The 12,224-nt window shown below is 63.7% G+C and carries 13 protein-coding genes; 6 read left to right on the top strand and 7 right to left on the bottom strand.

Annotated features, from left to right (window positions below):
- Positions 1-6: 6 nt before the first annotated feature.
- Entirely contained in the window at positions 7-711 is a 705-nt protein-coding gene (locus ACS5PJ_RS02050) for an endonuclease/exonuclease/phosphatase family protein (protein ID WP_439433556.1), read from the bottom strand.
- A 93-nt stretch (positions 712-804) separates the two neighbouring features.
- Positions 805-1,194, bottom strand: a complete 390-nt coding sequence (locus ACS5PJ_RS02045) for a DUF2177 family protein (RefSeq protein WP_439433254.1) — start codon at positions 1,192-1,194, stop codon at positions 805-807.
- A gap of 16 nt (positions 1,195-1,210) precedes the next feature.
- Between ACS5PJ_RS02045 and ACS5PJ_RS02040 the strand changes: the two genes are divergently transcribed.
- Positions 1,211-1,978: a lipoate--protein ligase family protein gene (locus ACS5PJ_RS02040; protein WP_439433555.1), complete on the top strand. Its 768-nt coding sequence runs from the start codon at positions 1,211-1,213 to the stop codon at positions 1,976-1,978.
- A gap of 24 nt (positions 1,979-2,002) precedes the next feature.
- On the opposite strand, the gene ACS5PJ_RS02035 is transcribed toward ACS5PJ_RS02040, so the two are convergent.
- From ACS5PJ_RS02035 to ACS5PJ_RS02025, 3 genes are all read right to left on the bottom strand, one after another.
- Entirely contained in the window at positions 2,003-2,644 is a 642-nt protein-coding gene (locus tag ACS5PJ_RS02035) for an MBL fold metallo-hydrolase (RefSeq protein ID WP_439433253.1), read from the bottom strand.
- Positions 2,641-3,726, bottom strand: a complete 1,086-nt coding sequence (locus ACS5PJ_RS02030; RefSeq protein ID WP_439433252.1) for an S-(hydroxymethyl)mycothiol dehydrogenase — start codon at positions 3,724-3,726, stop codon at positions 2,641-2,643. Before ACS5PJ_RS02030 ends, ACS5PJ_RS02035 begins: the two co-directional genes overlap by 4 nt.
- Before the next feature lie 84 nt (positions 3,727-3,810).
- Positions 3,811-4,068 (bottom strand): mycoredoxin, encoded by a 258-nt coding sequence (locus tag ACS5PJ_RS02025; protein WP_108599279.1) that lies wholly within the window; start codon positions 4,066-4,068, stop codon positions 3,811-3,813.
- 119 nt (positions 4,069-4,187) lie between these two features.
- Between ACS5PJ_RS02025 and ACS5PJ_RS02020 the strand changes: the two genes are divergently transcribed.
- On the top strand, positions 4,188-4,937 hold the full coding sequence (locus tag ACS5PJ_RS02020) for an SOS response-associated peptidase (RefSeq protein ID WP_439433251.1): 750 nt from the start codon (positions 4,188-4,190) through the stop codon (positions 4,935-4,937).
- Positions 4,938-4,949: 12 nt separating this feature from the next.
- On the opposite strand, the gene ACS5PJ_RS02015 is transcribed toward ACS5PJ_RS02020, so the two are convergent.
- Positions 4,950-5,372: a VOC family protein gene (locus tag ACS5PJ_RS02015; protein ID WP_439433250.1), complete on the bottom strand. Its 423-nt coding sequence runs from the start codon at positions 5,370-5,372 to the stop codon at positions 4,950-4,952.
- Positions 5,373-5,388: 16 nt separating this feature from the next.
- On the opposite strand from ACS5PJ_RS02015, the gene ACS5PJ_RS02010 reads away from it, so the two are divergent.
- The gene (locus ACS5PJ_RS02010) at positions 5,389-5,712 is read left to right on the top strand and encodes a chorismate mutase (protein ID WP_439433249.1); all 324 of its coding nucleotides are present in this window, start codon (positions 5,389-5,391) and stop codon (positions 5,710-5,712) included.
- Between the two features lie 12 nt (positions 5,713-5,724).
- Here ACS5PJ_RS02010 and ACS5PJ_RS02005 read toward each other — a convergent pair whose 3' ends face one another.
- A complete protein-coding gene (locus ACS5PJ_RS02005; RefSeq protein ID WP_439433248.1) occupies positions 5,725-6,114 on the bottom strand; it encodes a hypothetical protein in 390 nt (129 codons plus the stop codon).
- A 141-nt stretch (positions 6,115-6,255) separates the two neighbouring features.
- On the opposite strand from ACS5PJ_RS02005, the gene ACS5PJ_RS02000 reads away from it, so the two are divergent.
- From ACS5PJ_RS02000 to thrS, 3 genes are all read left to right on the top strand, one after another.
- Positions 6,256-6,606: a DUF6504 family protein gene (locus ACS5PJ_RS02000; RefSeq protein WP_439433247.1), complete on the top strand. Its 351-nt coding sequence runs from the start codon at positions 6,256-6,258 to the stop codon at positions 6,604-6,606.
- Positions 6,603-10,091, top strand: coding sequence for a DNA polymerase III subunit alpha (locus tag ACS5PJ_RS01995; RefSeq protein WP_439433246.1), 3,489 nt, complete (start codon positions 6,603-6,605; stop codon positions 10,089-10,091). The genes ACS5PJ_RS02000 and ACS5PJ_RS01995 overlap by 4 nt, the downstream gene beginning before the upstream one ends.
- Before the next feature lie 115 nt (positions 10,092-10,206).
- Complete coding sequence (thrS, locus tag ACS5PJ_RS01990; RefSeq protein ID WP_439433245.1) at positions 10,207-12,216, top strand: threonine--tRNA ligase; 2,010 nt, start codon at positions 10,207-10,209, stop codon at positions 12,214-12,216.
- The last annotated feature ends 8 nt before the right edge of the window (positions 12,217-12,224 follow it).

Here is a 12,224-nt window from a genome sequence, read left to right as displayed (position 1 = left end):
GTGTGGTCAGGGTGCCGGCCGGCCATTGGCCGGCGTGGACTCCTGGCCGTATTCGGCGGTTACCAGGATAGGGAGGTGGTCCGAAGCGCCGCGGGGCAGGGTTTCGACGTTCTCGATGTCCAGTCCCAGCGACGTGGCGAAATCAAAGTGGCCCTTGAAGACCTTGTACCGCGTGTAGGTCCTGCGGTTGCTGAGGGAGAGCTCATAGCCGGAATTCTTGAGGTGTTCGGTGAGGTTTTTGGTGAAGAGCGGGTAGTTGAAGTCCCCGACCATCAGCGTCATCAGGCCCGTTCCCATGCCCAGCAGTTCGGCGTGGGCAGCATGGATCTGGTTGCGCCGCAGCGAGTTGGTGGCCGTCAGCGGGGAAGCATGGAAGGAGGAGATCACAAGTTCGTGGTCGGTCTCGTTGTCCCGCACCCGCGTGCCGATCAGACGCTCGTGCGCGGGCGCCAGCACCATGTCGTGCAGGGACTTCTTCAGCGCGAAGGTCTTGGTTTCGTAGGCCGTGAACCGGTCGCGCCGGTAGTAGATGGCCAGGCCCAGGCGGTTGCCCTTGGTGGCGTCCGCAAGATGCAGCGGCCCCACCGTGTCCGGCAGCCGGGTTGTATCGCATTCCTGCAGGCAGAGTGCGTCTGCCTGGAAATCCTGGGCCAGATCGACCAGTTCCCCGCTGGCCTGGTGATTCCGGAGATTGTAGCTAATGACTCGTATCAGTGGATGACCTCTCCTGAGGATTGGCGGGTGGAACCAGTTCCTGAGTCTATCCACCTGGACTGCCGTGCCGGGCTAATCTGCCGCTGTGTGTCAGGTGCTGCGGAAGACCAGCCACCCGGCAAGGGTTGACAGTCCAGTCAGGGCCGCGCCCCACAGCATGTCCACGACGATGAGCTGCAGCGGCCAGGTCTTGAGCGTGGCGGCGTTCGTCAGGTCATAGGTCGCGTAGGCGAAGGCGCCCAGCGCCGCCCCATAGCCGACGGCGGTCAGCCAGCTGCCGCCGTCGAGCGCCGGCCGCAGCGCAAAGAAGACAATCCCCGCAATGTATATGACATAGAAGGCCACGGCGTACCCTAAATGGGGCTTGTCTGCCAGCAGGTCACCGATGTGGCTCCGGTAGAACGGGTTCATGACCTTGAGCCAGACGGCGTCAATGGCCGCGAACGCAGCGGCGACAACGAGGAATTGCAATATGACCATGAGGGAGCTTAGCAAGATGCAGCAGGGCCAGGCGGGACCCCGCGCGCTCACCGTCGTGCGGCAGGACCGTTCGCTGGGAGCGGCACGTGACCTGGAATTCGGGCTTGAGCTGCTGAGCCAGGCGAAGACCGGCAAGATCGGTCCCACCTTAAGGCTGTACCGTCCCGTTCCCACCGTCGCCTTTGGCCAGCGGGACACCCGCCTCCCCGGCTTCGCGGCAGCCGCCCAGGCGTGCCGGGACCTCGGTTTTGAACCACTGGTGCGGAAGGCCGGCGGGCGTGCTGCCGCCTACCATCAGGGCACTCTGGTGGTGGATCACGTGGAGCCCGACACGGATGCGATCGCCGGGTCGAAACTCAGGTTCGGTTTTTTCGGCGAGCTTCTGGCCGGGGCGCTGCGGGGTGTTGGCGTGCAGGCCGCGGTCGGCGAAATCCCGGGGGAGTACTGCCCGGGGGAGTACAGCGTCCACGGCAGCAACCCCGGTGATCCCTCCCACCCGGTCAAACTCGTGGGAACGGCGCAGCGGGTGGTGAGCGGCGGCTGGCTCTTCAGCTCCGTCATTGTGGTTGAAAATTCAGCACCCATCCGCAGGGTCCTCACCGAAAGCTACGCGGCCCTGGGCCTGGAGTGGGATCCGGCCACCGCCGGTGCGGCGAACGACCTCGTGCCCGGGCTGACAGTCCACGACCTCGAGGACGCGGTTATCGCCGCTTACGCGGGCCACACCTCCCTCCGGAACGCTGAGTTCAGCAGCTACGCCGGTCTGGCCGGCGGGGAGGCGTAGCCCGCGCCGCTGGCGGGCGGGCTGTCAGTGGCCCCGGGCGATCCATTCCTCCAGGTGCGGAGCTTCCGCGCCGATGGTGGTGGTGTCGCCGTGGCCCGTGCGGACCACGGTTTCGGCCGGAAGGGGCAGCAGCCAGGTCCGGATTGAATCGATGATCGTGGGGAAGTCGCTGTAGGACCTGCCCGTGGCTCCGGGACCGCCCTTGAACAGCGTGTCCCCGCTGAAAACGGTGCCTCCGCCGTCGGGCCCGTCCGCCAGGTGGAAGGACACCGAACCCGGCGAGTGCCCGGGGGTGTGCAGGGCCTTGAGCTTGGCGCCGGCAACTTCGAACACGTCGCCGTGGCTGATTTCGACGTCGGGATCCACCTCGGGATACACACTGTGCCAGAGCATCCAGTCAGCCTGGTGAAGGTGGATCGGAGCCTGGACGAGGTTCCGGAAGGCACCCACTGACCGGATGTGGTCGTCGTGGCCGTGCGTCAGCAGGATGGCCTTCAGGGTCCGGCCACCCACTGCGGCGGCAACGGCCTTGGCATCATGTGCGGGATCGATGACCACGCATTCCTCGTCGTTGCCCACGATCCAGACGTTGTTGTCCACGTCCCACGTGCCGCCGTCGAGCGAGAATGTCCCGGAGGTGACCAGGCGGTCGATCCGGAGGCTCACAGTTCCACCACCGAACGCAGGACGGAACCGGAGTGCATCTTCTCGAAGGCTTCCTCCACCTGGTCGATGCTGATCCGTTCAGTGACGAACGCGTCCAGGTCCAGCTTGCCTTGCTTGTAGAGGCTGATGAGCATGGGGAAATCCCTCGACGGCAGGCAGTCGCCGTACCAGGAGGACTTCAGCGATCCGCCGCGGCCGAACACGTCAAGCAGGGGGAGTTCGAGGGTCATCTCCGGCGTGGGGACGCCCACCAGCACGACGGTGCCGGCGAGGTCGCGGGCGTAGAACGCCTGCTTGTACGTTTCGGGACGGCCGACGGCGTCAATCACCACGTCTGCGCCGAAGCCGCCGGTGAGTTCGCGGATTTTCTCCACGGGGTCGTGCTCAGAGGAGTCCACCGTATGGGTGGCGCCAAGTTCCCCGGCCCGTTCCAGCTTTTTCGCGTCGATGTCCACCGCGATGATGGTGGTTGCGCCCGCGAGCGCAGCGCCGGCGATGGCAGCCACGCCCACGCCGCCGCAGCCGATGACGGCCACCGTGTCGCCACGCTTGACCCCGCCGGTGTTGATGGCGGCACCCAGGCCGGCCATCACGCCGCAGCCGAGCAGCCCGATCGCGGCAGCATCGGCGTCGGGATCCACTTTGGTGCACTGGCCGGCGGCCACGAGCGTCTTTTCGGTGAAGGCGCCGATTCCCAGGGCCGCGGACAGCTCAGTGCCGTCCTCAAGCGTCATTTTCTGGGTGGCATTGTGCGTGTTGAAGCAGTACTGGGCCTCGCCGCGGTTGCACGCACGGCAGTTGCCGCAAACGGCCCGCCAGTTCAGCACCACGCGGTCACCCGGGACGACGTTCGTGACGTCGGGGCCGACGGCGTTGACCACTCCGGTGGCCTCATGGCCGAGCAGGAACGGGAAATCATCACTGATGCCGCCGAGTTTGTAGTGCAGGTCGGTGTGGCAGACGCCGGACGTGAGGATGTCCACCAGCGCCTCACCCGGGCCGGGATCCGGGACCAGGATGGTCTCCAGAGTGACCGGGGCGCCCTTGGAACGGGCTACAACACCTTTGACTTTATGGACCACGGAAGGCTCCCTTAATGCAGATAGACAGAACGGGACCAACACGGATGTTGGTCCCGTTCTGTCTACCACATGTGCTGGGGAGAGCTAGGCCGCGAGGCGGCTCTTGACCTCTGCCAGGGAAGGGTTGGTGGCGGCTGTGCCGTCCGGGAAGAGCACGGTGGGGACGGTCTGGTTGCCGCCGTTAAGCTGCTCCACGAGCTCGGCCGTGCCCTCCACCTCTTCGATGTTGATCTCCGTGTAGCCGATGCCCTGTGCGTCCAGCTGCTTCTTCAGCCGGTTGCAGTAGCCGCACCAGGTGGTGGAAAACATGGTGATGGTGCCGTTCTCGGGGGTAAAGTCCACGGAGCTCTCCTGGATTCGTTGAGGGGGTTCGTTCCTGTCAACGGTAACCCGCAGCGGGGTATTCCCCGGTCCGGGTGGCTCCGGATGACAGTGCACTGCACTAATGGCATGCTGAAGCCATGTGTGGACGCTATGTGATGGCACGCGCCGTGGGGGATCTGCTGGCGGAGTTCGACGCGCAGCTGGAAGAGGATGTGGAGCTGCCGCCGTCCTGGAATGTGGCACCCACGGACGATGTACCCATTGTGCTGGAGCGCCTGATGGACGATACGACTGTGCGGCAGCTGCATGTGGCCCGGTGGGGCCTGGTCCCGTCCTGGGCCAAGGATCCCGGCATTGGCGCCAGGATGATCAACGCCCGGAGCGAGACGGTGCTGGACAAGCCGGCGTTCCGCAAGGCCATCCAGTCCCGCCGCTGCGCCGTTCCGGCGGACGGCTATTACGAGTGGAAGCAAGGCACGGGCAAAGCCAAGCAGCCCTACTATGTCCACCCCGGCAAGGGGAGCGGCCTGGTTTTCGCCGGCCTGTACGAATGGTGGAAGGACCCGTCCAGGTCAGAGGACGATCCCGGACGGTGGCTCCTCTCCACGTCCATCCTGACCGCAGACACTCCGCCGCCGGGCGCTGAATCGACCGTCTTCGGCAAGCTCACAGCCCTGCATGACCGTGTGCCGCTGCCTATGGACCGGGCCACGATGGAGTCCTGGATCGACCCGCAGATCGACGACGCCGCGTTTCTCGTGGACCTGGTCCGGGCCCATGTGAAGGACGTTGCCGCGGACTGGCACGTGGATTCCGTAGGCCGGGAGGTGGGAAACGTCCGCAACAATTCCCCGGAACTCATCCGGCCGGTGGAAGCACTCTTCTAACGCGGGATGCCCCTAAACGGTGACTTCGCCGTCGTCGTCCACTGCCCAGGTGGGGTTGTACGCAATCTCCCACCGGAAGCCGTCCGGATCGGCGAAATAGCCGCTGTAGCCTCCCCAGGGCTGCGTGACGGGCTCCGCGATAATGGCGGCGCCGGCAGCTGCGGCGTCGGCCAGGACCTGGTCCACTTCCTCGTGGCTGGCCAGATTGTGGCTGAGGGTGATGCACGGGACAGCGCCGGGGGCGTCCACCCCGGCCTCGGCCTGCATCTGCCTGGCATCCCACAGGGAAAGTATCAGGCCGTGGTTGACCTGGATGAACACCACGTCCCCGGGAATTTCGCGGTGGATGGGCCAGCCGAGGCCTTCCGCATAGAACCTGCGGGAGGCCTCAACGCTGCGGACACCTAGTGAGATGAAGTCGACTCTGGGCTGCATGCTTCGATACTGTCAGATGATGGCGACAATACAAGGAAACGATCGGGACGCTCTGGCCGACAAGGAGCAGCTTGCTGCCGTGCGTATTGCGGTGGATGAAGTGGACGACCAGATCGTCACCCTGATAGCGCGGCGTGAACGGCTGATCCGGATCGCCGGCACCCTGAAGGGCGACGACGCGGAAGTCCGTGCCCCCGGCCGGGTGGAACGGGTGATCGAGCACGTACGGAACGCTGCCGAAAAGAAGGACATCGATCCGGACATCGTGGAATCCACCTACAGGGCCATGATTTCGGGCTTTATCGAACTGGAAATGAAGGTACACAAAGAGACCAGCTAAAAGCCGGTCTCTTTACAGTGCTTCCTCGACCGGGAAGCCCCCCTGGAAATCGCGGCCGTCGGCCTCGCTGAACGCCGTCATGTAGTGCCCTTTGCCCAGGCCTTGAATGGCTGCCATGGGAAAGTTTCCCGTGATGGTGTTGCCCGAATGGGTCACTCCGGAAAGCTCGTAATTTTCCTCGGTGGTCTGGTCGTGGCAGAACGAGTAGAAGGCGATGGCCTCCCCGTTCAGGAATTCGATACCCAGCCGTCTTTGTGATGAATGGTCAGGGCTCGATGCCACCAGTCCCACAACGTACGCACCTGCCCCCGGTATGTTGCCGTCGATATCAAAGTTGGCCACGAGCGTGTTGTCCTGGGCTTTGATGCTTACGTGCTTGAGGAGTGCGTCATGGGAGCTCATGGCACAATCCTGCCCCCCTGCTGGCCGTCCGTCCACCCCCGTCTAGGTTTTGTCATGGCACCGGCGTAGACTGGATTTATTCGAATATGTATTCGAACAATTCAGTGTGAAGGTCTGTATTTTCGGTTTCGGGAGGCACCCATGGGTATGTTCAGCGAGTCCGTGGATGTCCTCTGCACGCCTGCCGGCCAGCCGCTGGAACTCCGGTGGGCAGGGCGGCACTACATGGTGTGCGCCGAGCCTTCGCGGTGGTATGAACGCCGTCAGTGGTGGGCTGAAGAAAGCCGCGCACCCCTCGGCAGCGGGCCAGGGCTGGTTGATCACGAGATCTGGCGTGTCCAGGTCCGGGATGATACCCGGACCGGCGTTACCGGGGACGGCGGACCGGGGGATGGCGGGCAACCGCTCACCCTGGACCTGACACGTCATATCGGCAGCGGCCGCTGGAGGCTCCTGCGGATCCACGACGCCCTCCAGCCCAAAACAGCATGACCTTCACGCACCTCCACGTATCCACCGCCTTCAGCGCCCACTATGGGGTTTCCTGGCCTGACGAACTGGCTCAGGCGGCCGCCGCTGATGGGGCAACTGCGCTCGCCTGCACAGACCGGGACGGCCTTTACGGCACCATAAAACACCTCAAGGCCTGTATGGCTGCCGGCATTGATCCTGTTGTGGGCGTGGATCTTGCGGTCTTCGACGACGACGGCGACCACCGCACCCAGCTCGCCGGCAGGGTGGTGGTGCTCGCCCGTGGCCAGAACAACGGGGCAGGCTACCGCGCCTTGTGCAGGTTGGTGTCCGATGCCCACGCCCGCACGTCCGGCAAAGCCGGGGGAGCTGTGCCGGTGGCCGTCACCCGTGTCGAACTTGCCTCACGTACGCTTGACCCGAAAACCCTCAAGCCGGTACTGACCGTCCTGATAGGCCCGGATTCCGACGTCGGCCGGGCCATGGGCGGCAGGCGTTACCTGCTGCCGCGCACACTTTTCAAGCGCTGGGTCGAGGCCATGCCTGCTGGAACGCTGATTGCCGAAGTCGTCTCCCAGCTCAGTGCTCCCGGAGCGCCCCTGAGTACCTCCCATGCGGTGCGCATGCTGAAACTGGCGGAAGAACACGGCGTTCCTGCGGTGCTGACCAATGCTGTCCGTTACTGTGCCGAGGACGGTGCTGCCACAGCGGACGTGCTCGATTCCGCCCGGACGCTCAAGTCCCTGCCGGAACTTGCAGCCGAACCCCTGCTCCAGCCCAATGGACAGGGCTGGCTGAAATCGGCAGGGCAGATGCTTCAGCTGGGCAAGGAAATCATCCATGCCGCCGGGTATGGATCTGCTGACCTGAAACAGCTGATGGCTCAAACCGAGGCGCTCGCCGATTTCTGCCGGATCGATCCGGTGACGGACATGGGGTGGAAACAGCCGGTGGTCCCTGAGGCTTCAGTGATCGGCATCAGCCAGGACCCGCATCTTGAACTGGTGCAGCGCTGCGAGGCCGGCATCGGCCACCGCTTCCCCGGCATATCAGGCTCAGCCAGGGAAGAGATGCGACACCGGCTTGACCACGAGCTTGGCATTATCCGGAACCTTGGATTCTCCTCCTACTTCCTCACCGTGGCTGAAGTGTCCCGGATGATCCAGGACATGGGAGTCAGGGCGGCCGCCCGTGGTTCCGGAGCCTCCAGCCTGGTCAATTACCTGATCGAGGTCAGTCACGTTAACCCCCTGCAGCATGACCTGATCTTTGAGCGGTTCCTGTCCCGGGACCGTGCCACCCTGCCGGACATTGATATCGATGTTGAAAGCGCAGAACGGCACAACGTCTACCGAAGGATTTTTGACCGGTTCGGTGCTGAACGGGTCACCCTGATGAGTATGCAGAACGGGTACCGTGCCCGCGGTGCGGTCCGGGATGCCGGAATGGCATTGGGCATGGACGAGGGCGATGTTGGGGAGATCGCCAAGCAGCTGTGGCGGTTCTCGGCCCGGAAGTTCCGTGAGGCCCTGGTGGAGAAGCCTGAACTCCGGGAGTTCGCCGGCAGGGTGGAGCAAAGGGACTTTGCCGAAAACCAGCAGCTTGATCTTCTGGTGGACCTGACGGAGCGGCTGGACCGGCTTCCCCGCCATATTTCCATGCACCCCTGCGGAGTGATCCTGGGGGATGCCACGCTCCTTGACCGCACCCCCGTCCAGCCCAGCGGACTGGGGCTGCCCATGAGCCAGTTCGACAAACACGACATGGATCCCATGGGCATGCTCAAGCTCGATGTCCTGGGGGTCAGGATGCAAAGTGCCATGGCCTTTGCCGTCCGGGAAGTGATCAGGATCCATCCCTCCAAAGCCGAAGTTGTTGCAGCAGGCAGCCATCCCACCGGCCCAGACGGGACCGGGCCGGATTACATCGCCGGGAATGGCCTGATCAATCTCAATGCTGTGCCGCTTGATGATGAACCGACCTACGAACTGATCCGCAGCACCCACACGCTTGGCTGTTTCCAGATCGAGTCACCCGGCCAGCGCGAACTGATCGGCAAGATGGCACCGCGGGAGTTCAATGACCTCATCATCGACATCTCCCTGTTCCGGCCGGGACCGATGAAATCTGACATGGTGCGGCCCTTCCTGGAGCACCGGCACGGCTTCGCTCCGGAGGTCTATCCGCACCCTGACCTGAAACCGGTGCTGCAGGAAACCCATGGGGTCACTGTCTTCCATGAACAGATCCTCAAAACATTCGATGTCATGACAGGATGCGGGCTGGCACAGGCGGATGAGTTCCGCCGGGCGCTGGGCAATGAAGTCCTCGAACTGAAAGTTGAAGAATTCTTCCGGAAGGAAGCCAAGGCAAAGGGCTATACCCCCGAAGTGGTGGATAAGGTCTGGGGCACCCTCAAGGCGTTTGGCAGCTTCGGCTTCTGCAAAGCCCACGGAGCCGCTTTTGCCGTGCCCACCTACCAGTCGGCCTGGCTCAAAACCCACCATCCCGAGGCTTTCCTGGCCGGATTGTGGGAACACGATCCCGGCATGTACCCCAAACGGCTGCTGGTGGCGGAAGCCCGAAGGCTGGGAATTCCCATCCTTCCGCTGGACATCAACCGCAGCAACTCCGAGTACAGGGTTGAGCGGGTCATGGCCGGGCCGGATACCGGCAAGCTGGGGATCAGGCTAAGCCTCAACGGCATCTATGGGCTCTCGGGGGCCGAACTCAAACGTATTGTCGCCGGACAGCCCTACGACTCTTTGGCTGACCTGAGGGCCCGGTCCAGGCTAAGCAAGCCGAGCATCAAAAGGCTCGCCCAGCTCGGTGCCTTTGATTCGCTGCACCGGGATTCCGGCGGCGTGGCCAACCGCGCAGACCTCGTCCAGCATCTGCAAAAACTTCATTCCGCAGGCGGAACCCGGAAAGTCCCCGAGGTCATGGAGGGCCAGTTGTCCTTCCCGCTGGGGGATGTGGAACTCCGAAACGTCAAGCCAGGACTGCCGGCGCCTACCCTGGTGGAAAACGTCCGGGCGGAGCTGGATTTGATGGCCATTGACGTCAGCGGACACCTGATGGACAGCCACCGGCCCATGCTGGACCGGCTCGGGGTCACCACCGCGGACAAACTGCTTGGCCTGCGCAACGGCACCGAGGTGCTGGTGGCAGGGGTACGGATCGCCACCCAGACCCCGCCCATGCGTGGCGGTCGCCGGGTGGTGTTCATCAGTATCGATGACGGCACCGGCTGCATTGACTCGGTGTTCTTCCACGAAGCCCAGGAACAGGCGGGGCTCCTGTTGTTCGGGACCAGGCTGCTGCTGATCCGCGGCACCACCAGGCGCACAGGTCCCCGGGGAATCAGCCTGAGCGCCAACATGGCATGGGACCTGAGCCACGTGGAAACATTGCCGTTTCCGGCATCCCAGCCCCGGACCGCCGACATTCCGCACCCTCTGGACGGGATCAGCCGGAGCCTGGCAATTACCGGGATGGGCGGCTGAGAGTCCGCGGGTCCCGTTGGTCGGCCTCCCGGGAAACCGATAGCATTGACGATGGCTGGCTGTGGTCCCCGTACGCCACAAGCTATGAAGCCTAAACTTTGAATAGGAGACACCCGTGTCAGATGCCCAGCAGATCACCCTCATCGTCGATGGCGAAGAGACCAAGGTGACTACCGGGACAACCGGTGCGGAACTCTTCTTTGAGCGCCGCGACGTCGTTGTGGCCCGTGTCAACGGCGAGCTGAAGGACCTGGACCAGGAACTGCCCGAAGGTGCCGAAATCCAGGCCGTAACCATTGGTTCTCCCGATGGCCTCAACGTCCTCCGGCACTCCACAGCCCACGTCATGGCCCAGGCCGTGCAGCAGCTTCGGCCGGACGCCAAGCTGGGCATCGGCCCGTACATCACGGACGGCTTCTACTTCGACTTCGATGTCGCCGAACCCTTCACCCCCGAGGACCTCAAAACCCTCGAAAAGATGATGCTCAAGATCGTCAACCAGAACCAGAAATTCGTCCGGCGCGTCGTCAATGAGGACGAGGCCCGTGAGGCCATGAAGGACGAGCCCTACAAACTGGAGCTGCTGGGCAAGAAGGACGAGGCCGCCGATGCCGGCGAAGGCGTCAACGTGGAGGTCGGCGCCGGCGACATCACCATCTACGACAACGTTGACCGGAAGAGCGGTGACAGCGTCTGGTGCGACCTCTGCCGCGGCCCCCACCTGCCCAACACCAAGCTCATCTCCAACGCCTTCGCGCTGACCCGCTCTTCCTCGGCCTACTGGCTGGGGAACCAGAAGAACCAGCAGCTGCAGCGGATTTACGGCACGGCGTGGCCCACCAAGGACGAACTGAAGGCGTATCAGGAACGGATCGCCGAGGCTGAACGGCGCGACCACCGCAAGCTAGGCGTGGAGCTGGACCTGTTCTCGTTTCCGGACGAGCTTGGCTCCGGGCTGCCCGTCTTCCACCCCAGGGGCGGCATCATCCGCAAGGAGATGGAGGACTACTCGAGGCAGCGCCACGTCGACGCCGGCTACGAGTTCGTCTACACCCCGCACATCACCAAGGGCCACCTGTACGAGGTCTCGGGCCACCTTGACTGGTACAAAGAGGGAATGTTCCCGGCCATGCACGTGGACGCCGAACTCAATGAGGACGGCACCGTACGCAAGCCCGGCCAGGATTACTACCTGAAGCCGATGAACTGCCCCATGCACAACCTGATCTTCCGTTCCCGCGGCCGCTCGTACCGCGAGCTGCCCCTGCGGCTCTTCGAATTCGGAGCGGTCTACCGCTACGAGAAGTCCGGCGTGGTCCACGGCCTGACCCGGGTCCGGGGCATGACCCAGGACGACGCCCACATCTACTGCACGCGCGAGCAGATGAAGGACGAACTCACCAAGACCCTGAACTTCGTCCTGGACCTGCTCAAGGACTACGGCCTGAACGACTTCTACCTGGAACTTTCCACCAAGGACCCGGAGAAGTACGTCGGCGAAGACGCCGCGTGGGAAGAAGCCACCCGGACCCTCGCCGAAGTGGCAGAGGAATCCGGCCTGGAACTGGTTGCGGACCCGGGCGGCGCTGCTTTCTACGGCCCCAAGATTTCCGTGCAGGCAAAGGACGCCCTGGGCCGGACCTGGCAGATGTCCACCATCCAGCTGGACTTCAACCTCCCCGAACGCTTCGAACTGGAATTCCAGGCCGCCGATGGCACGCGCCAGCGTCCCGTGATGATCCACCGTGCGCTCTTCGGTTCCATCGAGCGCTTCATGGGTGTCCTCACGGAGCATTACGCCGGAGCATTCCCGGCGTGGCTGTCACCGGTCCAGGTGGTGGGCATCCCCGTGGCCGAAGCCTTCAATGACTACATGTTCGACGTCGTTGATCAGCTCAAGGCGGCGGGAATCCGCGCCGAGGTCGACACGTCCTCGGACAGGTTCCCCAAGAAGATCCGCACCGCCAGCAAGGACAAGGTCCCCTTTGTCCTGATCGCGGGAGGCGACGACGCCGAGGCCGGAGCGGTGTCATTCCGGTTCCGTGACGGAAGCCAGGACAACGGCGTGCAGGTGGCCGAGGCAGTCAAACGGATCACAGAAGCCGTCCGTAACCGGACCAGCTAGCGGAAACG

The sequence above is a fragment of the Pseudarthrobacter cremeus genome (assembly GCF_051857465.1).
GTDB lineage: Bacteria > Actinomycetota > Actinomycetes > Actinomycetales > Micrococcaceae > Arthrobacter.
Note: the sequence above shows the minus strand (reverse complement) of the source record. Positions and strands in the feature narration are given on the sequence as shown.

What these genes read in the sequence shown, in the direction of transcription:
- ACS5PJ_RS02000 (WP_439433247.1), top strand. Translation starts at nt 6,256, where the DNA reads ATGGGTATGTTCAGCGAGTCCGTGGATGTCCTCTGCACGCCTGCCGGC.
- ACS5PJ_RS02045 (WP_439433254.1), bottom strand. Translation starts at nt 1,194, where the DNA reads ATGGTCATATTGCAATTCCTCGTTGTCGCCGCTGCGTTCGCGGCCATT.
- ACS5PJ_RS02005 (WP_439433248.1), bottom strand. Translation starts at nt 6,114, where the DNA reads ATGAGCTCCCATGACGCACTCCTCAAGCACGTAAGCATCAAAGCCCAG.
- ACS5PJ_RS02015 (WP_439433250.1), bottom strand. Translation starts at nt 5,372, where the DNA reads ATGCAGCCCAGAGTCGACTTCATCTCACTAGGTGTCCGCAGCGTTGAG.
- ACS5PJ_RS02010 (WP_439433249.1), top strand. Translation starts at nt 5,389, where the DNA reads ATGATGGCGACAATACAAGGAAACGATCGGGACGCTCTGGCCGACAAG.
- ACS5PJ_RS02040 (WP_439433555.1), top strand. Translation starts at nt 1,211, where the DNA reads ATGCAGCAGGGCCAGGCGGGACCCCGCGCGCTCACCGTCGTGCGGCAG.
- ACS5PJ_RS02020 (WP_439433251.1), top strand. Translation starts at nt 4,188, where the DNA reads ATGTGTGGACGCTATGTGATGGCACGCGCCGTGGGGGATCTGCTGGCG.
- ACS5PJ_RS01995 (WP_439433246.1), top strand. Translation starts at nt 6,603, where the DNA reads ATGACCTTCACGCACCTCCACGTATCCACCGCCTTCAGCGCCCACTAT.